27 protein-coding genes are annotated in these 25,767 nt (G+C 52.0%); 7 read left to right on the top strand and 20 right to left on the bottom strand.

All coding sequences use genetic code 11. From position 1 onward, the window contains the following. The first annotated feature begins 253 nt into the window (after positions 1–253). The 3 genes from ACXI0A_RS18255 (at position 254) to ymcF (ending at position 1,149) form a co-directional block, all read left to right on the top strand. Complete coding sequence (locus tag ACXI0A_RS18255) at positions 254–421, top strand: YhfL family protein (RefSeq protein WP_064511320.1); 168 nt, start codon at positions 254–256, stop codon at positions 419–421. Positions 422–782: 361 nt separating this feature from the next. Further along, positions 783–995 (top strand): transcription antiterminator/RNA stability regulator CspE, encoded by a 213-nt coding sequence (gene cspE, locus ACXI0A_RS18250; protein ID WP_476147357.1) that lies wholly within the window; start codon positions 783–785, stop codon positions 993–995. Beyond that, entirely contained in the window at positions 931–1,149 is a 219-nt protein-coding gene (ymcF, locus tag ACXI0A_RS18245; protein ID WP_058959276.1) for a cold shock small protein YmcF, read from the top strand. Before cspE ends, ymcF begins: the two co-directional genes overlap by 65 nt. 62 nt (positions 1,150–1,211) lie before the next feature. Here the strand turns inward: ymcF and ACXI0A_RS18240 are convergent, their stop codons facing one another. The 6 genes from ACXI0A_RS18240 to ACXI0A_RS18215 form a co-directional block, all read right to left on the bottom strand. Next, positions 1,212–3,254 (bottom strand): 2Fe-2S iron-sulfur cluster-binding protein, encoded by a 2,043-nt coding sequence (locus ACXI0A_RS18240; protein WP_476147358.1) that lies wholly within the window; start codon positions 3,252–3,254, stop codon positions 1,212–1,214. 10 nt (positions 3,255–3,264) lie between these two features. Further along, positions 3,265–3,885, bottom strand: coding sequence for a glutathione S-transferase N-terminal domain-containing protein (locus ACXI0A_RS18235; RefSeq protein WP_476147359.1), 621 nt, complete (start codon positions 3,883–3,885; stop codon positions 3,265–3,267). A gap of 214 nt (positions 3,886–4,099) precedes the next feature. Next, positions 4,100–5,452 carry a PTS cellobiose transporter subunit IIC gene (gene celB / locus ACXI0A_RS18230; protein ID WP_476147360.1) on the bottom strand — a complete coding sequence of 451 codons (1,353 nt, stop codon included), beginning with the start codon at positions 5,450–5,452 and terminating at the stop codon, positions 4,100–4,102. Between the two features lie 127 nt (positions 5,453–5,579). After that, positions 5,580–6,887, bottom strand: a complete 1,308-nt coding sequence (locus ACXI0A_RS18225; RefSeq protein WP_476147361.1) for a family 4 glycosyl hydrolase — start codon at positions 6,885–6,887, stop codon at positions 5,580–5,582. Further along, a complete protein-coding gene (locus tag ACXI0A_RS18220) occupies positions 6,880–7,221 on the bottom strand; it encodes a PTS lactose/cellobiose transporter subunit IIA (RefSeq protein ID WP_224933570.1) in 342 nt (113 codons plus the stop codon). Before ACXI0A_RS18220 ends, ACXI0A_RS18225 begins: the two co-directional genes overlap by 8 nt. 61 nt (positions 7,222–7,282) lie before the next feature. Next, on the bottom strand, positions 7,283–7,588 hold the full coding sequence (locus ACXI0A_RS18215) for a PTS sugar transporter subunit IIB (RefSeq protein WP_160832993.1): 306 nt from the start codon (positions 7,586–7,588) through the stop codon (positions 7,283–7,285). Between the two features lie 292 nt (positions 7,589–7,880). Here ACXI0A_RS18215 and ACXI0A_RS18210 point away from each other — a divergent pair, with 292 nt between their 5' ends. Continuing rightward, the gene (locus tag ACXI0A_RS18210) at positions 7,881–8,834 is read left to right on the top strand and encodes an SIS domain-containing protein (RefSeq protein ID WP_476147362.1); all 954 of its coding nucleotides are present in this window, start codon (positions 7,881–7,883) and stop codon (positions 8,832–8,834) included. On the opposite strand, the gene ACXI0A_RS18205 is transcribed toward ACXI0A_RS18210, so the two are convergent. From ACXI0A_RS18205 to ACXI0A_RS18145, 13 genes are all read right to left on the bottom strand, one after another. Beyond that, on the bottom strand, positions 8,826–9,149 hold the full coding sequence (locus ACXI0A_RS18205) for a gamma-glutamylcyclotransferase (RefSeq protein WP_476147363.1): 324 nt from the start codon (positions 9,147–9,149) through the stop codon (positions 8,826–8,828). The genes ACXI0A_RS18210 and ACXI0A_RS18205 overlap by 9 nt on opposite strands. A gap of 117 nt (positions 9,150–9,266) precedes the next feature. Then, positions 9,267–9,806: a fimbrial protein gene (locus ACXI0A_RS18200; RefSeq protein ID WP_476147364.1), complete on the bottom strand. Its 540-nt coding sequence runs from the start codon at positions 9,804–9,806 to the stop codon at positions 9,267–9,269. An 8-nt stretch (positions 9,807–9,814) separates the two neighbouring features. Then, positions 9,815–10,300, bottom strand: coding sequence for a fimbrial protein (locus tag ACXI0A_RS18195; RefSeq protein ID WP_476147365.1), 486 nt, complete (start codon positions 10,298–10,300; stop codon positions 9,815–9,817). 9 nt (positions 10,301–10,309) lie between these two features. After that, positions 10,310–10,828: a fimbrial protein gene (locus ACXI0A_RS18190; RefSeq protein ID WP_476147366.1), complete on the bottom strand. Its 519-nt coding sequence runs from the start codon at positions 10,826–10,828 to the stop codon at positions 10,310–10,312. Next, the gene (locus tag ACXI0A_RS18185) at positions 10,821–11,441 is read right to left on the bottom strand and encodes a fimbrial protein (RefSeq protein WP_476147367.1); all 621 of its coding nucleotides are present in this window, start codon (positions 11,439–11,441) and stop codon (positions 10,821–10,823) included. The genes ACXI0A_RS18190 and ACXI0A_RS18185 overlap by 8 nt, the downstream gene beginning before the upstream one ends. A gap of 15 nt (positions 11,442–11,456) precedes the next feature. Continuing rightward, the gene (locus ACXI0A_RS18180; protein WP_476147368.1) at positions 11,457–12,233 is read right to left on the bottom strand and encodes a fimbria/pilus periplasmic chaperone; all 777 of its coding nucleotides are present in this window, start codon (positions 12,231–12,233) and stop codon (positions 11,457–11,459) included. 37 nt (positions 12,234–12,270) lie between these two features. Beyond that, positions 12,271–14,751, bottom strand: coding sequence for an outer membrane usher protein (locus ACXI0A_RS18175; RefSeq protein WP_476147369.1), 2,481 nt, complete (start codon positions 14,749–14,751; stop codon positions 12,271–12,273). A gap of 56 nt (positions 14,752–14,807) precedes the next feature. Then, positions 14,808–15,179: a fimbrial protein gene (locus tag ACXI0A_RS18170; protein WP_476147370.1), complete on the bottom strand. Its 372-nt coding sequence runs from the start codon at positions 15,177–15,179 to the stop codon at positions 14,808–14,810. Positions 15,180–15,430: 251 nt separating this feature from the next. Then, the gene (locus ACXI0A_RS18165) at positions 15,431–15,970 is read right to left on the bottom strand and encodes a fimbrial protein (protein WP_476147371.1); all 540 of its coding nucleotides are present in this window, start codon (positions 15,968–15,970) and stop codon (positions 15,431–15,433) included. A gap of 539 nt (positions 15,971–16,509) precedes the next feature. After that, positions 16,510–17,904 (bottom strand): MFS transporter, encoded by a 1,395-nt coding sequence (locus ACXI0A_RS18160; protein WP_476147372.1) that lies wholly within the window; start codon positions 17,902–17,904, stop codon positions 16,510–16,512. A 154-nt stretch (positions 17,905–18,058) separates the two neighbouring features. After that, on the bottom strand, positions 18,059–18,880 hold the full coding sequence (locus tag ACXI0A_RS18155; protein ID WP_476147373.1) for a hypothetical protein: 822 nt from the start codon (positions 18,878–18,880) through the stop codon (positions 18,059–18,061). A 295-nt stretch (positions 18,881–19,175) separates the two neighbouring features. Further along, positions 19,176–20,264 (bottom strand): tartrate dehydrogenase, encoded by a 1,089-nt coding sequence (locus ACXI0A_RS18150; protein WP_476147374.1) that lies wholly within the window; start codon positions 20,262–20,264, stop codon positions 19,176–19,178. A gap of 14 nt (positions 20,265–20,278) precedes the next feature. Further along, positions 20,279–21,589: an MFS transporter gene (locus tag ACXI0A_RS18145; RefSeq protein WP_476147375.1), complete on the bottom strand. Its 1,311-nt coding sequence runs from the start codon at positions 21,587–21,589 to the stop codon at positions 20,279–20,281. A gap of 130 nt (positions 21,590–21,719) precedes the next feature. Between ACXI0A_RS18145 and ACXI0A_RS18140 the strand changes: the two genes are divergently transcribed. Beyond that, positions 21,720–22,628: a LysR substrate-binding domain-containing protein gene (locus ACXI0A_RS18140; protein ID WP_476147376.1), complete on the top strand. Its 909-nt coding sequence runs from the start codon at positions 21,720–21,722 to the stop codon at positions 22,626–22,628. 7 nt (positions 22,629–22,635) lie between these two features. Here the strand turns inward: ACXI0A_RS18140 and ACXI0A_RS18135 are convergent, their stop codons facing one another. After that, positions 22,636–23,679, bottom strand: coding sequence for a substrate-binding domain-containing protein (locus tag ACXI0A_RS18135; RefSeq protein WP_476147377.1), 1,044 nt, complete (start codon positions 23,677–23,679; stop codon positions 22,636–22,638). 240 nt (positions 23,680–23,919) lie between these two features. On the opposite strand from ACXI0A_RS18135, the gene iolG reads away from it, so the two are divergent. Beyond that, positions 23,920–24,951 carry an inositol 2-dehydrogenase gene (gene iolG / locus ACXI0A_RS18130; RefSeq protein WP_476147378.1) on the top strand — a complete coding sequence of 344 codons (1,032 nt, stop codon included), beginning with the start codon at positions 23,920–23,922 and terminating at the stop codon, positions 24,949–24,951. Beyond that, positions 24,944–25,738 carry an oxidoreductase gene (locus ACXI0A_RS18125; RefSeq protein WP_476147379.1) on the top strand — a complete coding sequence of 265 codons (795 nt, stop codon included), beginning with the start codon at positions 24,944–24,946 and terminating at the stop codon, positions 25,736–25,738. The genes iolG and ACXI0A_RS18125 overlap by 8 nt, the downstream gene beginning before the upstream one ends. Positions 25,739–25,767: the final 29 nt, after the last annotated feature.

Genomic DNA, 25,767 nt, shown 5'->3' with positions numbered 1-25,767 from the left:
TTAATCTGAAAGATATCCTTACGTTAATAAATGCCGTCAGGCTTCCACTACAAAAGTTTAATCTAAAAATGATAATAAACAGATGGTTCGTAATGTTGTCTTTAGTTATGTGTTTAATTAATAATTTATCGCATAAGCGCTGTAAGGTTCTTATGTTCTGTTGCTTGCTATTTTCAGTGATTTCATGATTTTTAAGTGCACGGGAATAGCGGTTCAACTTCTTAAAACACTTTTAACAAATGGACGCGTTATTATGAACAAGCTCATCAAGTTTTCAATTGCCGCTGCGGTAGTGGCTCTGCTGTCTGGATGTACTGGAAGCGTGTACAACAAAGAAAAGAACTGTGATTACGATTATCTGCTTCATCCGGCTGTATCTATCTCGAAAATTATTGGCGGTTGTGGGCCAGTAGATAAATAGTCTGCATTGATGATTAGCGGCCAGTCATGCCAGTTAACTGGCCGCAACAGCTCTAAAACCTCCGAAAAATCTGAAAGATAAATGTCTATCCTGTTGTTTTGAATTGGTTTTATTTGATGTTAAGAGTGTTAATCATAAGGACGGAAAGTTTATTGTTCTTTTGTCTTGCAATGTTGCATTAGACATGCGTAAATGACCTCCAGTCTGATTTGCAGACAGTTTCAAAGTTAGTTCACAGTTTATCTCTCATCTACGTCAGTGCCGAAAACAAGCCCTTTCTCTTTGAGTTTTATCTCAGTCCTGATTTTTCTCTGCGATTCAGTTTACTCAGCCTCACGGCAAAAAAGAAAAGGTATTAATTATGTCTAATAAAATTCTCGGTACTGTAAAGTGGTTTAATTCTGAAAAAGGTTTCGGTTTTATTACCCCTGAAAATGGCAGCAAAGATGTCTTCGTACATTTCTCTGCTATCACTGGTAGTGATTACCGCTCCCTTGAAGAGGGTCAGCATGTTGAATTCTCAGTACAAGATGGACCGAAAGGCCCTTCAGCAACCAATGTTACAGGTCTCTAATATTAATTTGTTCACTACTTTTATGAAATGCCCTCAGTGTCAGGGTTCTCAATATCGCAAGTCGGTATTTGATGTCAGCCAAAAAAATCCGCATGGTGCGACCTGCATTTTCTGCAAGTCCATGATGATTGAGAATAAAAATATCGCTGCATAAACGCAGGTTTGCACTACTTTTCGTGTAACGTCCTCACGCTGTATCTGAACGACATTCCCGCGTTATAACTCGAGCTGAATCGGCTCGATATCGCCATTCTGCTGTGCCGGCTGCGCGCAGCAGATTAATATCTCCCCCTCTGCCACACTGGCACTCGGCGCAGTCGGGTAGGTTACCGCTCCCTTTAGAATCCGCGTTTTGCAGGATCCGCAATGTCCTTCACGACAGCTGTACTCCGGGCTAAGACCGCGTGCTTCGGCCAGTTCCAGCAGAGATCCGCTATTCGGTGTCCAGCGCGCCTCTTTGGCTGAATTCATGAACATCACCGGTATGGATTTAGTCGAAATCGGAAGTAAGGTTTTTTCTGTTTGCTCTACATCCATGCGGCGCTGCAACGAGGATGGGCCAAAGGCCTCGGCGTGAATACGGCTATCCGCGATGTTGTAGCTGCGCAGCCCGTCATATAACGCCTGAGTAAATAGCGGCGGGCCACACAGGTAAAAGTCGTAGTCGTTAAAGGGCAGCACCTGTGAAAGCAGCGCCATATCAATGCGTCCTGCGACATCGTAATCGAATCCCAATTCTGCATCCTCCGGCTGGCTCAACGCGCGTACCAGTTTGAATGCGCCTTGTGAGGCCGCCAGCAACGCATCCAGTTCTCGTACAAATGGGCGTTCCGCTTTGTTGCGCGCGGACTGAATAAAATAAGTAGGGCGCATGCGCTGTTTGCGGCGCCCTTCATAAACCAGATGGCGCAGCATCGCCAGCATCGGGGTGATGCCGACGCCCGCCGCAATTAAAACCGCTGGGCGTGTCTCTTGCGCATCGATAGTGAAATCACCGGCTGGCGCGCGCGTTTCAAGACTGTCGCCAATCTGTAGATGATTGTGCAGATAGCGTGAGACCACGCCATCGCGCTTGACGCTGATGCGGTAAAAGCCGTCCGACGGCGCAACCGACAGGGTGTAGTGACGAATCAGCGGTTTGTCTGTACCGGGCAACTGCACGCGAATCGGCAGGTGTTGTCCTGCCTGATGTGGCAGCAAACCGGCACCATCATCCGGCATCAGATGAAACGAGCGAATCGATGCGCTCTCATCGACAATCTTCGTCACCTTAAATGGCCGCCAGCGCCGCGCGAGTTCGTTAGCGCGCAGGCGTTCGGCAGCCGATTGCCAGTCTTCGGTCATTTCTGATGCCGGTGAGATACCCTCCGGTTCCGTTTCCCAGCGCAAGGCGAGGGCGGCATGACGACGCACGATGCGGCGCGGGCGGAAGGTCCACAGCCGTTCGGCGCCCTGGAATGCAGCGATTTCCGGCGAGTCGAGGATCACGCTAGCATCGCCGGTCATTTGCAGCGTATCGCCGCTGCGGTAATCCATAAACAGCAGGCCGGCTTTGCCGTTTTGCTGGATGTTACCGAGGGTGGAGAAAAACAGGTTGCCGTTGAAATCGGGAATGGTCAGCAGGCCATCGTCATCGACTCTGACAAAGCCCGGCTTGCCGCCGCGATGCGAGGCATCCACCTGATGCCCGGCGTAGGTCGCGACGTAAAACGTGTCGGCGGTGGCGATCGTGGTGCGGGCTGCCTCATCAAGCCTGCTCAGCTCCTCAACCTCACCTGTAAAAGGTTCATCGGGCATGCGAGCAAAGCGGAAGTCGCGCAGCTGGATATAGCGCGGGCAGTTGCCGAAACTCTGCTCCACCTGCACCCGAAAGCCGCCACCAATCGCACTCAGCACGCCGTTCATGCGGTTGCGGCGACGGGTGTGCAACTCAATGCCGAGCAGGCCAACCGGTGCGCCGTCAATGAAGCCAGACGCGGCGGGATCGCTGGCATCCGGGCGTGCGGCAATATCCAGCGTGGTGGCGTTGGGCGAGAAGATAAAACCGGGCTGGCCTTCCAGCAGCGTGGCCCAGGCATCGCCTTGCGTATCCACGCTGCCCACCACGATAAACGGCAATTGCGCGTAGAAGTCGCGGTGCTGATCGGGCATGTAGTCGCGAATCACGCGCTGACCGACTTCCGCCATGCGTTCGGCCACGCCTGCTTGCTGCTGCAGGGCTATTTCACCTGCATGCCATACCGGAAGTTTCTCGCCCATGATGGTTATCTCACGCGATGCTGCGCAGACCGGCAGCGGTTTCAGGGAAGGGAACAAAACCCGGCAGTGTTTCGATACGGCGCAACAGCGCATTAACCGCCGGATAGCCAGAGAGATCCACGTTGCCTTCCGGCGCGCCGATCAGGTAGCTGTACTGAGCGACATCCGCAATGGTGGGACGATCGCCAACCAGCCAGTCACGTCCTGTCAGATGTTGATCCATCAGCGCCAAAATCGTATGCGCACGGGCGATCACTTCGTCAGGGTTGAACGAGCGGCCAAATACGGTAATCAAGCGTGCCGCGCAGGGGCCGTAAGCCAGTTCACCCGCCGCTACTGATAACCAGCGCTGCACCTGCGCCGCACCCAGCGCATCTTCGGGCAGCCACTCACTGCGGCCTGATTTTTTCGCCAGATAAACCAGAATGGCGTTGGAGTCGGAGATATACGCGCCTTCATCTTCCAGCACCGGCACCTGGCCGAACGGGTTGATGGCGAGAAATGCCGGGGATTTGTGTTCACCGTTGGCGAGGTCAACATCAATCACCTCGTGCGGCAGATCGAGCAGAGACAGGAACAGACGTGCACGGTGCGCATGGCCAGAAAGCGGGAAGTGGTAGAGTTTCATCATCAGTGTCCTTTAGTGGTGGCCGGGATGATCCCGAACCCTGTCTAAAGGTTGGCACAGCCTGTGGCGCGGCAGAATAGCCGGGTTTGCGAAGTCATTATTGCGGAAAATGGAAGAATGGTGGGCGGTGTTGATGCACGGCGGCCCTGCAAAAGCGTTGAAACTCTTTTGCAGGGCTGTTGTGCATAACGATTGCCGCTCAGGGGCTTGCCGGTAACTATGAAACCACGGCACTTCCTGTCACAGCCTGAGCCTGCTGCTCGCTTTGCTGCTCTTCGCGATGCTTCAAACGATCCCAGATGCGGAAGAACGGATAGTAGATCACCATCGAGATCGCCAGATTGATCACCTGTAACACGGTGCCTGAAATGTGCCCGCCCGTTGCCAGATAGCCACTGACAAATATCGGTGTGGTAAACGGCAGGGCGATGCCCGCTGGCGGGGCAACGAGTCCGGTGGTCATGGAGGCCCATGAGACAATCACCAGCACCACCGGGGTGAGAATAAATGGCAGGAACAGGTACGGGTTCATCACCAGCGGAATGCCAAACACCAACGGCTCACTGATGTTAAACAGGGCGGCGGGTCCTGCAATCTTACCCAGCTGTTTCATCTGGCGGCTGCGAGAGCGGATCAGCATAAAGATCACCAGACCCAGCAACGCGCCAGTGCCGCCGGGCGCAATCCACAAATCATAAAACTGCTGCGTGAAGATGTGCGGGATCGGCTGGTTATGCTGGAAAGCTTCCAGGTTTTCACTCATGTTGGAGAGCCAGACCGGCTGGATGAACACCAGCACAATCGCATCGCCGTGCAATCCCAGCGTCCAGAGAATGCCGATCAGTAGCACCGAGAAGATCATGCCCGGCAGCGTGCCGCCAACGTGATGCATCGGCAGCCCAATCACGGTGGCGATCAGGTTGTTGATGTCGCCAAACGGTGAGGCTTCCACCGCCAGACGGATGATCAGCACCACCGCCAGCACGCAGAATCCCGGCACCAGCGCGAGGAAGGATTTTGCTACCGCAGGCGGCACGCCTTCCGGCATCTTGATCACCAGATTACGGTTGTGGACGAAGCGATAAATCTCCGTCGACATCAGCGCAATCACAATGGCCACGAACAAGCCCTGGCTGCCAATCATCGAGATCGGCAGGACGCCAGTCACCAGCTGTGCGGGCGCATTTTCAACCGGGGCAAACAGCGTCTGCTGCGGAATGGTCATCACAAAGGCCACTAACGCCATGGCGCCGCTGGTGAGTGGATCCAGCGTGCGGTACTTCTCCGCCAGACGATAGGCGATACCGAAGCTGGAGATCAGCGCCATGATGTCGTAGGTGGCGCGCACAGGATAGAGCAGTTTGTTGCGCCAGGTATCGCCAAACAGATCCGCCATCAAATGGCCCCAGGCCGGAATCGGCAGGTAGGCGAAGATCAGGAAGAAACTGCCAATCAGCATAAACGGCATGTTGAGAATGATGCCGTCACGCACCGAGAGCACATGCTTTTGTCCGGCGACTTTCAGCGCTGCGGGCAACACATAACGTTCAATAAGAGTACGGTTGGACACAGGGCCTCCTCAGGCTCAATGGCGCAACAAAATGATTATCAGCGGATGTTTGCACACTGGGCAGCGGTGCGATCTATCGCGCAATAAACTGCACCGCAACGTGGCTGCGCAGGATGTTAAACCAGCATTAGTTGAACTGCGGCAACCACGGCTTGTTCAGCGTTAACACTTCTTCCAGCAGGGCTTCCGCTGTCGTGACATCGCCGACCAGCGGATTGCCCAGCAGCGCCAGCAACGCCTGATTACGATCGCCATGAACCGCCGCTTCGATGGTTAAGCGCTCGAAAGCTTTAATCTGCTGTGTCAGACCGTTCATCAACGGCGGCAACTCACCGAACACCAACGGGTGCGCGCCCTGGGCATCCACCAGGCAGTTCACTTCAACCACCGCGTCATCGGGCAGGCCGTGAATCGCGCCATTATTGCGGCAGTTCACCACCAAATTCTTGCCGCTGTTGTTGTGAATCGCGCTGATCAGTTCAACCGCTACTTCAGAGTAATAAGCGCCGCCGCGGAAACTCAGTTGCTCCGGTTTGTGGGCCAGATGCGGATCGGCATACAGCGCGAACAGTTCGGCTTCAACTTTCATGACTTGCTCAGCGCGGGTGCCTTCATGACCGTTTTTCGCTTTCTCCTGCTCTTCGGCCAACATCTGCGGCGTCTGCCAGTAGTAGCGATGATACGGGCAGGGAATGGCGTTGAGCGCACGCAGGAACTGTGGTGACCACGGCATATCTTTGATGTTGTTCATGGTCAGCGACTGGCCGTCGCACAGTTGTTCAATCACCTGCTTAGTGACATCTTCGCCACGACAGGTCACCTGATGTACCCACACCAGATGATTGAGCCCGGCAAAGCGCAGTTGCACATCATCCCATGGCGCATTGAGCATGCCAGCAATCATATGATGCATATTCACCGGCACGTTACACAGCCCGATGATTTTGGCATTGGTGTAGCGTGAAACGGCTTCGGTCACGATGCCCGCGGGATTGGTGAAGTTGATGATGAAGGCATCAGGCGCCAGTTCTTCCACTTTACGCGCCACGTTCAGCATCACCGGAATGGTGCGCAGGGCTTTGGCAAAACCGCCGACGCCGGTGGTCTCCTGGCCGAGGCGGCCGTATTTCAAGCCAAGACGTTCATCAGCCGCACGTGCTGCCAGCTGCCCGACTCGCAGCTGGGTTAGCACGAAGCTGGCACCACGAATCGCATCATCCAACTCAAAATGCACGCTGACTTTGACCTGTTCTAAGCCATTCTGCTGCAGCATACGGCGCGTGAGGTCGGCAATGACATTCACTTTCTCACGCCCCGATTCCACATCCACTAATGCCAGTTCAGTCACCGGCAACTGCGCATAGCGGTTGATAATTCCTTCTACCAGTTCCGGTGAGTAGCTGCTGCCACCACCAATAATTGCCATCTTAAGCATCGGTTCCTCCTGCCGCAGTGCGGCGGTAGAGTTCAATGATTTCGCCCGCCAGATCCTGCACCAGCATGGCGTTCATCAGGTGATCCTGGGCATGTACCAAAATCAGGGTGACGGGCAGTTTGCCGCTGCCTTCATCGAGACTGATCAACGCCGTTTGCTGCTGATGTGCGCCCTTGACGCTCTCTTTCGCAGCCATGAGCTGTTGCTCGGCAGCAGCAAACTGGCCTTCACGCGCCAATCGCAGGGCGCTCAGTGCTGCGCTGCGAGCGGCACCGGCCTGCACCAGCAGCAGCATGATTTGTTCTTCAAACTCGATAACCACTTCTTCGGACATGCAGAATCCCCCACAGCACAAGGCCGTGTTTATTTCGGTCAGTTTGGGTAAAACGGAGGTATTACGAGGTGTGCAACGCCAGGGCGGTATCCAGCACCTGTTCGCCACGCATCATGCCGTAATCCATCATGTCGATGACGGCGACAGCTTTGCCCTGTGGCTCAGCGATGGCCGTCAGGCGGGCGGCTTCAAATTTCACCTGCGGGCCGAGCAGCACCACGTCGGCATCCGGCAGGATGCGTTCGAATTCCGCCACCGGCACCGCTTTGATATCAATCGTCAGCCCGCGCCCCTGAGCAGCGCTCTGCATTTTGTTGACCAGCATGCTGGTGGACATCCCTGCAGCACAGCAAAGTACGATACGCATATGATTTCCTCCTGTGATTTGTCGGGGCCATTTAAGACCTGTGTTTGAAGCGGTGTAAATACCCTCCGGACAGATGATTTTCTGATGAATGAATAAATAATTATTTAAAATCAATAGTTTACATCGTGATTGTTTGTGAAAATATTTTTCACAGGTGTGATCGGTGCTGTAATTTTTCGTTAACATGACGGTATTTAAGCCACTATCGGGCTGGAATCGATGAAAAAAAACTCACACTGAAAAATATTTTCATGCATGATGGATGTTCGCAACGAGAGGATGTGGTGAGCGGATGGATATTGTCTGGCAACTGCGGCAGCAATCGGCACGCGCGGATGCGCCGGAGTCAAAACTGGCGCGTTTTATACTGGAAAACCTGCATGTCAGCACGCAGGCCACCATGGAGGGTCTGGCTAAGCAAGCGGGTGTCAACATGGATGTGTTGCACCGTTTTGCCGCTTCAGCAGGCTGTCGCGATCTGGATGATTTTCTGCATCAGGTGCGCAAAGCAGGCCAGCAGGAAGGGGCGTTTATCGATGTGATACGTCAACGTCAGCCTTCACTCAGCCAGCAGGAAAATCGTGTTGCAGTGGCGATTCTTAACGATATCGCGTTTGCCGCATCGGCTACGATCGAGCAATTAGCCGGGCGCGCTGAAGTCAGTGCGGCCACCATCACCCGTTTTGCCCGTTCTGTGGGTTGTGAAGATATTCGCGAATTGCGTATGCGGCTGGCCAGGGCCAGTTATGTGCCATCGCCTGGCGCCAAACAGGGTATTCCGCAGCTTGAGGCGATTCATCAGGCGTTAGCCCAGCAGTGGTCATTGGCTGAAACCGCGACCTGGGAGCGAGCGGCGCGAATGTTACGTAAAGCTCGTAGCGTGCTGTTAATTGGAGCGGCAGGGCAGACCACGCCGCTGGTGGCCGAAGTGCATCAACGCTTAAACGCAACAGGTCTGGCACTGGCGTGGATTCAGGACGATAACCTGCTGCGCATGACGCTGAGCCGATTACAACCGGATGATTTGCTGCTGATTCTCGCGCCGGATGCGGTGAACAGCAGCGTGTTGAGCGCGGTGCACCACGCTCATATACAGAAAACCGCAGTGATCGCGATCTGCCCAACTGCACTGGATTTAGCCAGTCAGGCGGATATTTGGTTGCCGTTGCCGGATGAACAGCAGGCGCGCAGCTATGGCATTCTCAGCGCGCTGGATCGGCTGGAAACGGCGCTTAGGTCATTTTAGCGCGTAGATTTCTGACATCAGGGTGCTGCCATCTTGCAGCACCACTTCAACCGGGATGCGCTGATAGCCTTCGCCTTCGAACTCATCAAGCATCGACCAGTGCGCGGAAAGGTTATCCGAACTGAAGACAAAGCCGTTAACCTGCGCGCCATCTGCAGTGAGTTCAATGCCGGGAAAACCCATCGCAGCGCCCCAGCCCGCTTCACGCAAGTTGCCGAGCACATAACCTTGCTGCCAGCTTCCGCCAATATTTTCCATGACATGCGCATTAGGACGGCCTGGACCGAGCGTGCCGTAAACGAAGAGACTGTGCATTTACTACCTCAGTAATAAGGGAAAGGCTTTGAATCTAGCGCGGGAAGTGAGGTAAGCCAATGGAGTGCGGCGTCTGTGAATTTTATGCTAAGTAAAGCAGACGTTACACTCCATATTTTATAAGTAGTTTAATACGAATGTTGCCGTAGCCGTGAATTGTCCATGCCCAATTCGTTTGTTAATAATGGCATTAGGTTCCCCTTGTACATAGGCCTGGAATGCCAGCACCATATCGCCAGCCTGCAATTTTTTTGCCGGTGCTGGTTTATTAATGCTTAAAGCAGATCCGTCTGTATCTTCAATACCGATTGCGATTCCGCTGGCCGCACTGCCTGGATCAAGACGCAATAATCCTGGCAAGGAGGTGTTTTCCGTACCTTGAAAGCTAACCTTAACTTCTTTGAAGACACTTATGTCGCAATCTTCTAAATGAATCTTTAAGGACCTGCTGGGCGTGCGCTTATAGCGATAAAGGTATTTATCGATGACTTCTTCGAAATCAAGCTTAATTAATTCATCACCCGGCCGTATAAAACAGGGGTTATCGACAAGCGTCCCGCGCATAATAAGGTTTTCCGCTGCGTAGGCCGACGAAGGAAGTATCATCCCGTAACCTGGTGCACATAGGATAATTAAAAATGTGATGATTCGCTTCATAGCTGACCCTATTGATAATCTGCGATGATGGTCGCTCGGGACGTAAAAGGACCTGCTGTAGGTAAGGATGCAGGGTTGGCAACGGGGACGACAGTCAGCGTAGGTGGTCTTAAGAGATTGATTGAAATAAATTGATTAATACGTAATGGCGAACCATTTTGTTCAACTCTAATGCCTAAACCGCTCTTGTTGGTGACCACCGCAGTATTGTCAAAGCTTGCTGATGTTCCCTGGACGCTTAAACGAACACTTCCGGTTTCCGAACAAGTCACTGTGTAGGGCACGGGCTGACGATACTTGTTACCATCTATACCACGAATGATGACGGTGTCGAAGTCAACCTCAATGAGTCCGCCTCTGTTAATCTCACAGGGAATAGACTCTACAAGAGTCCCCCTAAAGTTGACATTTGTTGCTTGCGCCATTGGAAAAGTCATGAATAAACAGAAAAATAACATCATCTGTTTTTTGTTAGGCCGTTTTATATTATTCATCTCTTCTTCCTATTGATAATCAACCAGCAACGTTGATGTTGCTGTGAAGTATCCACCTGTGACGGCACCACTTCTATTTTTAATCACAACCGCACTTAATGAGGGTCGTGCAGGATCGGTAAAGTTATGCCAGTTGTTTATTGCCATCTTTGAACCGTTACTTTTTAATTCAATAGCAAGATTGGCTTTGCTTGTACCCAGTACTGTCGTGTCAAAAGAAGCGCCGCCTCCACGAATTTGCATTTTCAGTGCCTTCGACGTGCCCGCTGAACAGTCGAGCACATAGGGTATCGAACGCTCATAAATACGACTGTCAATGCGCGAGAAAATAATATCGTTACCAAAATCAATCGGAATATCTCGATTTCCATTAACGATGCAGGGCGGTGCCAGTACTTTGACTTTTACTGTCGCGGTCGTTGAAAATGCCTGCACAGATCGACTTATAGAAATAACTGCGAATATTGCAGTCATCGCAAAGCCGAATAAGAGGAGTCCTGTCTTTTTTCTCGGATTTAAATTAATCATAGTTCAACCTAAAGTTCACATTGGCTGAATAGCTTCCGGCGCGAAGATTGTCCCTGGTACGTTCAGGTGCAATGTAATAGATGGCTACATTACTGGCAGGAGTGACTAACAATGGCTTGCCGCGTTGCCCCAGCGTGACATTTTTACGGAAGGCATCTTTTAATCGCAGCCCCATGCCTTCAACACCCTGTGCTTTAACCAGTTGAGGATTAACCGGGTCTTCTATCCCAGTGAAGGTGAATGAGACCGCTGGCTGGCTGGCACTCCAGACGAGATTGCCTTTTACATCCCGGTTCGCAGATGACGTGCGTAGGCAGTCATGCAAATAAAGCGCAATGGGTACTAAATTACCGATATCACCAGGCTGTTTCAGCACGCCGGTAGCAATGTTCCCCAGATCAACTGATTGGTCGGCTGAACGCATCTCCAGTCGGCAAGCGCTCTCGGTCAAAGTGCCATGGGCACGAATGACGCCGTAATTACCATCGACCAGCCCATCATTAAATCCCGCCTGCGCCATTGAAGAAAATAACAATACGCTCGCTGGAAGCGCTGAGAATCGCACGCACTTGAGTACTCTTTTCATGTGCGTCGTGATAACCGTTTTTTGCATGAGTTCATTTCCTGATTATTTTGGAGTTGCGCGCTTACTGGTATCGACACTGCAAACATTGCCGCTGCATTTAAAGGTTAAGGCTGTTTGGCCGCCGTAATCATTGACGTATACCAATACTGGCGAAGCACCTAATGCCGCTGCGCTGCCGCCCAAAACTGTCTGGTTATTGGGTGAGATCATTAGGGCATCAAACCCTTTAATCACTTCTCCGTCTTTTTTAGCGCTGGCGCCAATAAGCGTGATGTAATAGGGCGTTGGATTAATAACGGTGTACTTATCGCCACTTTTGCTTAAGGTTATTTTTTCCTGGAAAGGCAACGCATGTTGTGCCGCCGCCGCTTCTGCTAAAGAGGCCGGACGGAAAAACAGTTTGATGCGCGTTTGCAGGGCAATCTGCAACACATTAGGTTTATCGCTTTTAGGCGGAATCTCTCTCAGGTTGAAATAAAAAAGCGATTCACGATCCTGAGGCAGTGTCCTAAAGGATTCAGCTGTGGTCAGGGCCTGCACTTTTATCTGGCTTTCAGCTTTGGGTTCAATTCGCTGTACTGGCGGCACAACTGTAAGTGGGCTACCCGCAGTGAGTTTTTCACCTTGTTCGTCTTCCAGCCAACCCTGCGCTAAATAAGGCAGTTCCGTGTTTTGGTTGCTTACTGTTAAACTGACGGACTTCTCTGAACCAGGAAATATGATACGCGTTCGATCGAGTGATATTGCAGCAGTAACTGAATGTGAAATAAGGCTAAAGGTGGTTACTGTAATTATGCTAAATAAATGTTTTCTGTTCATTTTCTTCCTACAGTGTTAGTTGATTGAAAAGTGTTTTTTAAGATCGCGTTATCTCTTCGCAAGGAAGTAAAATATTGTTCATCATGTTTGATGGCAGCATCTTGGGTAATGATATCTTGCACTGTTCTTCATTATTCCAGCGCACTACCATTGTCTCACCGGAATTAATACCACTGAGATAAACATTGCCATCATCATTAACGATACCGGCTTCTTGATTCTTCATATTTAAAACGGTGGCACCAAATGGAGGAGCTGAACCATCGGCCAACCGTATGACCGCCATCGCTTTCTCACCCGAAATTACGTTGAATGCGCGATAGCCGATTGCCCCTTCCGTCAACGTTCCCTGCGCAACGGATTGCGGGGCTTCTACGTTATCTGCCAACTTATCAACGTTGATGCGCACACTGTTGCGGTAGTAACTGCTGATATCACTCACCACGGCTTTACCAAAGTGGTTGGTGTAAACGGGATTGCCATAAGCACCCACCGGCACGCCGGCCACGCCATCGGTATCAACCAACATGCGGGTACCGCCTAAAATATTGGTGCGATGCAATGCGCCGCCTTGCGCAGTCAGTGTTGCACCGCCTTGTATTGAAGCCCCCAGTGCGCTGTACTGACCTTCGCGATAGCTCGCTGAGCTGTTGATCTGGGCGAGAGTGCCGTTATGGGTGTAGTAGCCGCTGAGATCGGCACCCTGGCGTGCAACACCGGTGCTGACCTGGTAAGAGTCTGCATCACCCACACGGCTGTAATAGCTGGCACTCTGGCGGTTATCGCCTTTGGAATAAGATCCGTTGTAACTCACCGAGCCAGATTCACCCCATGGCAGCGACAGCGACATATACATACCGTCGTCATTGGTGTTATTGAATTTATTACGGTACGCCGTCAGTGAAAGGCTGAGATTTCGGAAGCGGCCCAGATCGAAATAACGTGAGAGTGACAGGTCATAACGATCGTTAGCGGCCTGATTCCAGTAGGTCTGATGGTTGTAATTCAAATACGCTGTCAGATTCAACGATTCAAATTGCTGGTTGAGCGAGATGGTGTACATCTCTTTGCTGCGGCCTGCACTGATGTCACCGTCCAGAGAATCCAGATATTCGGCCATTGAGCGATAGCCGCTATCAGAGAAACGGTAGCCAGCAAAGGTGACCTGGCTGCCCGTCTCCTCGAAGCGCTTGGCATAACTCAGGCGATAAGAACCGCCACGCTGGGCATCCTGATGATGCACTTTGGCCTGCGACATCGTGACATCCGTTGATAGCGCGCCCAGTGACAAAAGGTCACGACCTAATCCCATTGATAGCGCGTTATATTCCTCACCCCCAATGCCTCCGCCATAAAGCGACCAACCGTTACTAATACCCCAGGAGAACTCTCCGGCAGCGAACAGAGGGCCCTCTACGCGGTGCTTCCAGTCGCTGGGTTTTCCGATAGTTGTTTTGTAGCGTATCTGGCCCGGGCGGGTCAGATAAGGGATGGTTGCGGTACTCACCTGATATTGTGTGACGCTGCCATCCTGCTCTTCCACACGAACATCAAGATTGCCAGAAACGGCGCTATCAAGATCCTGAATACGATAGGGACCGGCCGCGACTTGCACTTCTTTAATGATGCGGCCTAGCTGGCTGATGATGATCTTCGCATTGCTCTTCGCCACACCGCTGACTTCCGGAGCATAGCCGCGCAGATTGGGAGGCAACATATTGTCATCGGTGACCAGACTTAGACCTGTGTAACGGAAGCTATCGAAAATTGAAGAGCTGAGATAATCCTCACCCAAACTGAGCTTCGCGCCGATTTTACTCAGGGCGCGATAGGCATAAAAACGGCTCCAGTCCCAGCTATGAGTGTTGGATTCGCGATTATTGCCGCTGCGACGGTCGTAACGCGCTTGCCAATCTGCGCGCAAACGCCATGCGTCGAAATTCGCGCCACTGGTGCCGTTACCCGACAAATTAGTGCCACTTCCTCCGCCCGCGCCGTTTTGTTGCAGGGTTTGCAGGTTGAGGTTGTAGTCAAACAGCGCTCCAGTAATGCCCTCTTCCCAGCGAGCGGGAGGATCCCAATAAGGACTGCTGTACTCTAAGTAGGCCTGTGGAATACTTACGAAGAGCGTTGACTTGCCTAAATCACCACGAGCCTCCATACCCGGGATACTCTCCAGCGCAAGACACTGCTCATCCCGCCACCATGTCAGTTTGGCTAAAGAAGATTCTTTGAGTCCAAATTGCGACAACATCTCTGGTGTTACACAGGCTACGGTTTCATTGGCATCCTGCTCTGCGGGATAGAAATGAATTTGTCTCTCAGACAGAGGGATGGCATTCAGGTTGATAGACAGAGAATAAGTCCCCGGCAGGATAAAACCTTTACGCGAAAACTGACTGAGATCGATATTGCTACGATCTTTAAGATCGAGAACATCCGTATTGAACTGCACCTCGCTGGCAGCAATTGATGATGTCAGATTGCCGATTAATAAGAATGTCCCAATGGCGGTCATACAAAAGAGTGAAGCCGCTTGACGCGGAAGGCATAACAGCATGATTGCGTGCCTCTTTAGTTATAATCTATTCTGAATCGAATAGTTAATTGATGGTCACCAGCTTGTAATATTTCCTGGTTGCCAACTAAGTTCAGTGTGTATTTAAGGTGCATGTTATCTGCCATGAGATCCCGTTCTGGCAGATGTTTTCCGGGTGAAGCCACATTGCCTACATGGTCACTGATTTTTACAGATACACCGCTGGCCATACCCGAGGTTTTAAAATGTCCTTTATCATCCTCACCATCAAACATGACTTTGAAATTTTTCCAGTCGGGTTTGGAGGGGTCCAATCGGGTGACAGTGCAACCAAATAAGCGAATAGAGAATTCTTTCTTTGGTCCCTGACCCTCTCGGATAATTTTGCTGACAGGATGGTTTCCCATAAAAGGGTTTGCTCACGATCGCCTACTTCAATTGCGCAAGGTGTCTCAACTATTGAACCAGTCATATTCACGCGACCAAATCCTTCAGTGTTTGCAAATGATGTTTTTGTTATTAGCGAAACACCTAAAAGTAAAAAACAGACGGCCGAATATCGTGAAGATAATGACTTAAATAACATTTGCGCACTCCAGAATAGAGGAGATAAAAAACCTGCGGCAGGCACGCCGCAGGTTAGTAAAAGCGTTATTGATTAGTTGTAGTTCAGTACGAAGTTCGCCGGCACCTGGAAAGTACCCGGTACGATAGTGGCTGCTGCACCACCACCTTGAACGCGTGCAGCGAAGGTCAGGGTGTTATTGCCATTGATGACGGTCTGGCCAGTGGATGCGGTGTTCAGTTTAACTTTAACGCCATCACCATCAGTCAGGACGATGGATGCACCACTGGCATCACCACCGACCAGAGCCAGGCTATCTGAGTCATGTGGAGAGGCTGCTCCGGTAAAGGTGACGCTGACTTTATCTTTCGTTCCTGGTGTAGTGATGACGCAATCTTCCAGTTCAATGTGGAAAGGTTTAGGGCTGGAAGAGCCGGTATTGCCGTTGGCTGCCAGTGCCACATTAGAGATGGCGCCCAGTGGAACTGTTTGATCCAATGAACCCGGTGCAATAGAGCAAGGTGCATCAATGATCGAACCGGTAAAAGTGACTTTACCTGTGCCACCTGCAGCGTAGACAGAGGAAGCGGTAAACAGGCTTAATACAGACAGGGCGATAATACACTTTTTCATTTAATATCTTCCATTTGGTTTAGTACCCATATTTTCTTATTTTTAAGAAATATGTTTTCACTGAGATTTCATCAGACGTTTTAGCGATGAGTTACGCCTCTAATATGAAGAAATATCAGTATTTACACACTGCTATCAGGTGCTCCTTGAATATGCAGATTAAAACTGCATGATTCATTTTTTTCTTCGCCTTTCGATTTTTTTTCGGCGTCGTTGGGAAACATTATGAGCAGCAAGTGGTTTTATGAAAATAAGATTTATTTTCTGTCGATGTAGTGGGTGAATGGGGTATTTGTCAGGGATATATTACAAAGGAAGTGATAGGAAGATAGAGGGATCAAGATGTCGATATTTTAATCTGAATGACCAATTGGTCCAATTGCCAAAAACTATAACACCGCAATATGGCGGTTAATGTGAGCCGCATCGTAAATATTACGAGAACAGTTAATGATTATTATTAATAAAACATGATGCTCCTGATGAGCTAGCCATGAATAAATTTGCCCACGCCATTATCCGCGCGGGCAGGTTTGTCGTTATCGGCTCAGCACCTGCGCACCGGCATTATTCTCCAGTCGCCAGACATCAAACAGTGACATCAGCACCAGCAAAGCCACACCCGCAAATGCGATGTGAATGTCATTCTGCTCAATGGTTGCATGTTCATGCCACAGCATCGCTCCGCGCAGGAATAGGGCGGCCAGTGCAATACCGGCGCTCATGCTGAACTGGAAGAAGATACTGAACACCACGGAGGCGTCACTCATTTTGGCCTGGGGCACATCAGCAAAACCAAAACTGTTGTAGCAGCTGAACTGGAGCGAGCGCGACAATCCACCAATAAACAGAATGGCAGCAATCGCGAAATAGCCGAGTGCAGGACTGAGCAGCAAGCAGCACAGCATCGCTGCCAGGCTGATGACGCCGTTAACCATCAATACCCGCCGGAAGCCAAAGCGTTTCATCAACCATGTGGTTGCCGGTTTCATTGCCAGATTACCCGCAAATACCCACAGCACCATGGCGCCTGCTTGCGCTGCGCTCCAGCCAAAACCAAGCTGAAATAGCAACGGCAACAGAAACGGCACGGCATTAATGGATGCGCGGAACAGTGATCCCCCGACAACGGCATTTCGGAAGGTATTGATGGTCATGGCACTGAACGGCAACAGAGGTTGTGGGTGGTTGAAGCTATGGCGATAGGCCAGTACGCTGCACAGCACCCCAATCAATAACAATGGAATACCGAGGTAAAGGTGCATCTGACCGAGCGCTTCCAAAGAGATAATTAGCGCAGTGCATGCTGTGGCGGTCAGCAAAAAACCTCGCACATCAAATACTCTTGGTTGCTCTGCTTTGAACTGAGGCACCAGATAGGCGGTAGCAATAATAGTAATGATGCCGAGTGGAATATTAAGCCAGAAAATCCACGGCCAGTGGCCATAAGTGACAATCAAGCCACCCAGTGGCGGGCCGAGGACGGGTGCAATCAAACCCGGCCAGGTGATAAAGGCGATGGTTTTCACCATGTCCTTTTTTTCGGTCACACGCAGCACCACCATGCGTCCCACCGGCACCATCATGGCGCCACCAATCCCCTGCAAAACGCGGCTCAATGCGAACATCAGAAGGGTATCGCTGAGTCCGCACAGTATCGACGCCAGAGTAAAAATCAGAATGGCACAGGCAAACACGTTGCGCGCACCGTAGCGCTCCGCCAGCCAGCCGCTCATGGGAATACCCACCGCTACTGCTAATAAATAAGCGCTGACACCCACGTTAAGCGCTACCGGGCTGGCGGCGAAATCGCGTGCCATTTGGGGAATGGCGGTGGTGATGACGGTGGAGTCGAGGTTTTCCATAAAGAAGGTGACTGCGACCAGCAGCGCGAGTAGCAAGGTTCTGTTGGCTGGGATGCCATTCTGCGTCATAACGCCATTCCTTTCTCTTCCATGTGAATCAGGACTAGGGAGAGAATAGTTTCGGGCGCAATCGTTTTCTACGCAAGTGTATCGATAAAAAACCCGGCTATTGCCGGGCGGTGAAACTTGCTGTTCGAAATCCGTCGCTATTACAGGAAGTGAATTATGGGAGATTGATCACGATGGCGCCGCTGCCGCTCTTATCTCCGGGCGTAGGGTTGGTTGCACTCAGAGTAGAGGTTACCGTATGGGTTGATATGCCGTTGGGTAGATAAATGGAGCCTAAGCCACGGCCATCAAAGGTCAATGTGGAACTGACTCCGCCGCCCATATTGATGGCGCCACCCAGGTTAGCGATATTGGCCGAGGTTGCGCGGTTGCAGTTCACGTTGATTGAGACACTGTCTTGTTTACCATTGACCTTGTCAGCCTGGAGAGTGCCGTGATCGATGGTCGGTGAGCTTGAAAAAGCACAGCTGGTGGGGACGGGTGGAACAGAGACCGTCCGGCAGGAAGTTCCGGGCTGATTTCTATATTGAGCGCCTGTATTGTTGGTCGCGCCCCCGACACAGACAGTATAGGGCCCCAATCCCAGGGGCAGCGGAGAGGTAAATGAGGCGCTGGAAGGATAGTTATTTAAGAAAACAATGTTGGCATTCGACCAGGTATCGGTTCCTGGTACTCCACCACCACCGCTATTAAGTACAATTCTTGCAGGACGAACATCTGTACCGGAACCGTTAACAATCCATATGCCGAACTGGCAGTAACGCGTTGAGCAACCAATTGAAGCGGTTGAATTGCTCCCAGAAGCGCTATAGCTAATATTGACCGAAGAGGAACCTGCTGGAAGATTCGCATTAGTAATGGAGATGACAGATCTCGCCTGAATGGGAAGAAGAGAAAAAATAATTGAGAGAAAAATATATGATATTTTCATCGTATCCCTGAAAAAAAAGCTGAGTAATTTCCAATGAAGTGGCATTGTGTTTCTTCAGACAGGATGAATAACTCACTGTCCATTAACTGGAGTGCAGTTTGAATAAAGATAAGTGCGATAAATAGCAGAGGATGATTTGAAGTCTGTACGTTGTGTCCAATTATTATGTAATGCAAACCTTACAATTTTAAAAAATATAAAGCGATGACTTAATAAGCAATTAGAATACTCGCAGCTGTAGCCAGAGTGATTTGCTGAGTGAGAGAGATAAACTTTTTGAACACGTGAAACCCCTAAGCGATGATAAGAGATCCCGAAGGATCTCTCTGCATCCCCATCCTTACGCCGTCTCAGCCACTTTCGCTTTGGCTTCAATAAACTGCACCACGGCGCGGGTTACATCAGCGGTATTAGCCGTACCACCGACATCCGGTGTCAAAATCCCTTTCTCACACACGTATTCGATCCCAGCCATGATCAACGCTGCCGCATTATGTTCGCCCAGATGTTCCAGCATCTGCACCGCTGTCCAGAAGGTCGCAATCGGGTTGGCGATACCTTTACCAGTGATATCAAACGCTGAGCCATGAATCGGTTCGAACATCGATGGGAAGCGGCGTTCCGGATCGATGTTAGCGGTCGGGGCCACGCCCAGACTGCCCGCCAGAGCACCGGCCAGATCGGAGAGGATGTCGGCATGCAGGTTGGTGGCAACGATGGTATCCAGCGTCTGCGGATGCAGCGTCATGCGATGCGTCATCGCATCGACCAGCATTTTGTCCCACTGCACATCAGGAAACTCCAGCGCCACTTCGGCGGCAATCTCATCCCACATCACCATGCCGTGACGCTGGGCGTTAGACTTGGTCACCACCGTGAGCAACTTCCGTGGACGTGACTGCGCCAGTTTATAGGCATAACGCATGATGCGCGTGACGCCGACACGGGTGAAAATCGCCACTTCAGTACCGACTTCCTCCGGCAAACCGCGATGCGCACGGCCGCCGTTGCCAGAGTATTCGCCCTCAGAGTTTTCACGCACGATAACCCAATCGAGATCGCCCGGACCGCGATTGCGCAGCGGCGAGGTCACGCCCGGCAGGATCTTCGTTGGACGCACGTTGGCGTACTGGTCAAAGCCCTGGCAAATCGGCAGACGCAGGCCCCACAGGGTGATGTGGTCTGGCACATCCGGTGCACCTACCGCGCCGAAGTAAATCGCATCGAATTTTTTCAGCGTGTTCAGGCCATCTTCAGGCATCATCACGCCATGCTGTTTGTAGTAATCCGAACCCCAGTCAAAAGTTTCAATATCAAACTTCAGTTGTTCATCGTGACGCGCCACAGCGTGCAACACTTCCACGCCTGCCGAAATCACTTCCGGACCGATACCGTCAGCGGGAATGGCTGCAATTTTGTAATTACGCATGGTTACTTCTCCAGTCAATGAGTATGAGGATGAGGAATCTCTGCCGTTTGCGGCTTATTCGCCTTGGCAGAAAGAATCAGGACCACGAGGGCGGAGAGCGCCAGTAATCCGGCGACAAAGTACAACCCCCAGGTGTAGCTACCGGTTTGCTGACGGATGACACCAATCATCATCGGGCCGACAAAACCGCCGAGGTTGCCGATGGAGTTAATGGTGGCGATACCCGCTGCCGCTGCCGGGCCGCTGAGGAACAGCGTTGGCATGCTCCATAACGGCGGTTTCGATGCGCTGATTCCTACGGTCACCAGCGTCAGTGCGACGATCACGGCAAACAGCGTGCTGACGTTACCGGCGTAAATCAGTCCTGCCGCCGCCAGCAAACAGGCACCAATCACATGCCAGCTACGCTCTTTAGTGCGGTCGGAATGACGCGCCCACAGGATCATGGCGATAACGCCAATCACCGCCGGGAAGGCATTCAGAAACCCGATTTCCATCGAAGAAGCGCCAAAGCTGCGGATGATTTGCGGTGACCAGATGCCAAGCGTATACAACCCGGCGGAGGTGCCGAAGTAGACCAGCGCCAGTGCAAGCACACGCTTATCGGCCAGCCCGCGCCATGCGCTGCTGTGACTCTGTTTAGCCGCCCGCGCTTGCTCTTCAGCCTGCATGGTGTTCTCCAGCCACGCGCGCTCTTCGTCGGTCAGCCATTTGGCTTTGGCCGGACGGTCAGTAAGGAAGAACAGCACCACCACGCCGAGCACCAGGGCGGGGATGGCTTCCAGCACAAACATCCACTGCCAGCCTGCATAGCCGAGCCAACCGTGCATCTCCAGCAAGGCGGCAGAGATGGGCGAACCCAGCGCGGTCGAGAGTGGCGCCGCGGCCATAAAGATGGCGGTGACCTGCGCCCGTTTTGCTGCCGGGAACCAGTAACTGAGATAGAGGATGATGCCGGGGAAGAAACCCGCTTCCGCCACGCCGAGCAGGAAACGCAGGGTGTAGAAGCTGGTGGTGCCTTGCACGAAAGCCATACAGCCAGAGACTAATCCCCAGGTGATCATCACGCGGGCTATCCAGATACGTGCACCGACTTTATGCAGAATTAAGTTCGACGGGACTTCAAATAAAAAATAACCGAGGAAAAAGATCCCAGCCCCCAAACCAAATACCGTGGGCGAGAATCCTAAATCCTGATTCATAGTTAACGCGGCAAAACCAATGTTGACGCGATCGAGAAAAGCGATGAAGTAGAGCAGCATGATGAAGGGCACAATGCGTAACGTCACTTTACGCATCACCCTTTTTTCGAGGTGAGAGTTCATATTAAAGTGCTCCAGATTGTGTAGGGTGGTGTTATTTTTTTGTCATCGAGTTCAGTATGCAGTTTTGACTTGGCGAATCATTAATCGTGGATTATATAAAGTATTTGAATAATCGAATGGCGAGGGAAATGTGGATATAAATCAACTGCGTTGTTTTGTGACAGTGGGCAAAGAACTCCATTTCGGCCGGGCAGCCCAAAGATTGGAAATGATGCCTGCGTCACTTTCTCGCTTCATCCGAATACTCGAAGAGGATCTGGGCGTGCGCTTGTTGAACCGATCAACGCGCAATGTTTCATTAACAGCGGAAGGGGCGATATTTTTTGATGAAGCCAGCAAACTTATCGATCAATTTGATGCGCTGTCACGTAGATTCAAATCGGGATTAAAAGATGAACGTCGTACATTGCGAATTGGCGCGATTGACAGCGCGGCGCGCGGATTAGTACCCGCCTTACTCAACTTATTTGTTCCCCTTTATCCCACCAGTGATATTCATATTATTGAAGATAAGACTATTAACCTGATTCCAAAATTAAAATCGGGCTGGCTGGATATGATTTTTATTCGTGCGCCGCAGGTCATTGATTCCTCATTGGCAATTCGCTTTATTACCCGAGAAAGCTGCGTGCTGGCAGTGCAGTTGAATCATCCACTGGCCAGCCGATCGCGCGCGACCGTCGAGGATTTTCAGCATGAAGCGATGATTATTCCCGACCGACGTACCCGACCACACAGTCACGATCTCACCATGAGTTTGTTTAAACTGGCGGGATTAACGCCTCACATCGCGCAGTTTGCTGAAGAGAAGCAGACCATTTTAAGTCTGGTCAGCGCGGGATTGGGCCTGGCGGTGGTGCCAGCATCCTATCGCACCATGAACAGCGACAGCGTCAGCTATATCCCGCTGGAGCTGCCAGAGCAAATAAAGGGCCTGCCGCTGAGTATTGCCTGGCAAAAAGGCAATGAAGATGATTATTTACGTGAGATGTTGCGCCTGTTAAATGACAACAAGCGCGAACTTACGCAAAAACTTTAATTGTGGATTAACTAAACTCCGATTCCGGCGGGCAGTTCTCGCGAATATAAATATTAAACGGCGTATAGCTCCCAGGAGATTTATCGCTTTCCAGCCGATTAAAATGCACCGCAATAATCTCCAGCGCGCGTCGCGCTTCTTCATGCGGATTCTGATCGATAATCACATCAATCACCCCTTCGCGCAGCATGCGGCGACGTTCGGTGGTCAGTTCATGAGTGATCAATACCATCTGCTGCTCCAGCCCGAGAGATTTAATCGCCTGGGTAATATTGGTGTTACCCGCTGAAACGTTATAAATGCCACGAATATTCGAATTGTTTTGCAATGCGCGGCGCACCACTTCGCCCGCTCGCGTTTGGTCCTCGCCGCTTTCCAGCGTCTCGCTAATGGCAAACTGCGGGAAGCGCTCTCGCAGTACCGAGCGGAATCCCATCTCGCGCTCCTCGTGCCCAATCATGTGCTGCATCCCCAACACCACCAGCACTTCACCGCCCTGGCTGCCGCAAAATCGGCCCATTAATTCCCCGGCGGCGCGGCCCATCTGACGGTTGTCCGGCCCTACATAGGCAATGCGTCCGCTGGTTGGGATGTCCGTAACCAGCGTCACCACCGGGGTTTTGGTGGATATCTGTCGTAGCGCTTCCGCGACATCAGGATCATTAGGGCAGACCACAATCATCGCGTCATTCACCGAGGCAATCTGGTGGATCTGTTTGATGGTGCCCTGTGGTTTAGTCAAGTCGAGGTAGTGAATAAAGCAGTTGAGGCGCATATCCGACAGGGTGGCGCCGATATCGGCGAAGGCATTGCGCAGCCCGCGATAAAACGGATTCTTCGGTGATTGCATCAATACCGCCACGCGCAGCATCGGCAAATAGCCGCGAAACAGTACGCGATCGACGTTGAGCTTGTTGGCCCACTCCAGCACTTTGGCTTCCCTGGCGGGCGAGACGCCGCCACGTCGATTCATCACCCTGTCCACGGTACTCAAACTGACGCCCGCCGCTGCAGCTATCTGATCCAACGTGGTTTTTTTGATATCGCTCACATTAACCGTCCATTTTGATGGGAACCCCTCATTGAGTGAATGTTTACCGCCAATTCAGTGTTTGATCAAGATTTCAGCATCAATTAATTTCAAAGGGTGAAGTGCGTAGAGTTTATTTAACGATTTAATCAATTTTTCATACCAATAATCAGCGTGAAGGCGTGTTTTTATTTAAATGATAAAGATAAAAACACGTGAATTATTACGCTATCGGTTTTCCTTTTATTTCAGGAGTCACACATGACGCAATTAACAGGTATTGCGCTGCTCGGTGCTGGCCGCATGGCGAAAGTCCATGCCAGCGCCATTCGCCAGGCGGGCGGACAAATTATCGCGGTGTATGACCCGGTCAGCGCAGCCGCCGACGCGATGGCGGCAGAAACCGGTGCCGCGGTGGCATCCAGTGCAGCTGCGGCTATCAACCATCCTCAGGTGGATGCGGTCGTCATCGCCACGTCATCGGATACTCACGTGGAGCTGATCATCGCGGCCTCCAATGCCGGTAAACCGGTGCTGTGTGAAAAGCCGTTAGCCAGCAGCCTGGCGGATGCGCGGCGTTGCATTGAGATCATTGGCAGTGAGGCGGCTCAGCGGGTGTTTCTCGGTTTCAATCGCCGCTTCGACCATGGGCATGCCTCGGTGCGTCATGCAGTGCAGGCTGGCGAGATTGGTCGCCTGGAACAACTGACTATCACCAGCCGCGATCCGTTTCCACCGCCGCTGGAATACATTCCACGCTCCGGCGGCCTGTTCCGCGACATGATGATCCACGATTTCGATATGGCGCGCGGAATCGTCGGCAAAGAGTTTGTCAGTGTCACTGCACACGGATCGTCGATCATCGATCCTGAAATCGGTCGCCTGGGGGATGTGGATACTGCCAGCGTGACGTTACTGGCGGAGGACGGCACACTCGTCACTATCCTCAACTCTCGTCGCTGCAGCTATGGCTTCGACCAACGCATTGAAGCCTTTGGTGCCAGCGGCATGGTGATGTCCGATAACCCGCGTCAGTCTGGCTTTACGCGCTATTCACCCAACGCGCCGGGCTGCGCCGCACCGATTCTGGAATTCTTTATGGAGCGCTACGGGCCCAGCTATGTGGAAGAGATGCGGCTGTTCCTGGAGTGTGCACAGAGCGGCGAACCGATGCCGGTCAATGCATTGGATGGACTGAAAGCTGCACTGCTGGCGGAAGCCGCCACTGAGTCACTCAGACTCGGCAAAACCCTGCACCTCACTGGATTAGATCAGGAGTTCTATCATGCATAACACCGCGGGCCGACATACGAATACCATTGCCATCGTGACCGGTGGCGCACAGGGCGTGGGTTTTGCCATCGCACGTCAACTGGTACGGGAGGGTTGCACACGATTGATCCTTGCCGGGCGTGATGCAGATAAGGGCGCGCGTGCCAGTGCCGAACTGGCTGAACTGGGCGCCACCGCGCAGTTCGTCGCGCTGGATTTACAGGATGTGGATGCGTGCCTGGCATTAACCGAGCGGGCGGTCGCAGCCTTTGGCGATGTGAACGTGCTGGTGAATGCCGCCGCACTGGGCGCTCGCGGCACGCTGGTGGATACGCCAGTTGAACTCTGGGACCAGATGTTCAATACCAACGCGCGTGCACCCTTCTTTCTGATGCAGGGCTTTGTGCGCCATCGGCTGGCTAAGGGCGGCAGTGGGGCGATCGTCAATATCCTGTCTCAGTGCGCACACTGTGGGCAGTCCTATCTGGCACCTTACTCTGCCTCCAAAGGTGCACTCGCCACGCTGACTAAAAACGTGGCCAATGCCTATCGCGGCAACCGTATTCGCTGCAATGCCATTTTGCCCGGCTGGATGGACACGCCTGGCGAGGATCTCACCCAACGAAAATATCACGGCGCGACGGATGGCTGGCTGGAACGTGCCGAGGCGTCACAGCCGATGGGACAGCTTTGTAAGCCGCAGCAGTTGGCAGGCCTTGCCAGCTATCTGCTCAGTCAGGATGCCGGTGTGATGACCGGTGCATTAATCGATTACGACCAGAATGTTGCCGGTGCCTATCCCGAGTAAGGATGCGCCGATTCTGCCCCCTACAGATC

This window comes from Pantoea sp. C1E2 (assembly GCF_056491465.1).
Note: the sequence above shows the minus strand (reverse complement) of the source record. Positions and strands in the feature narration are given on the sequence as shown.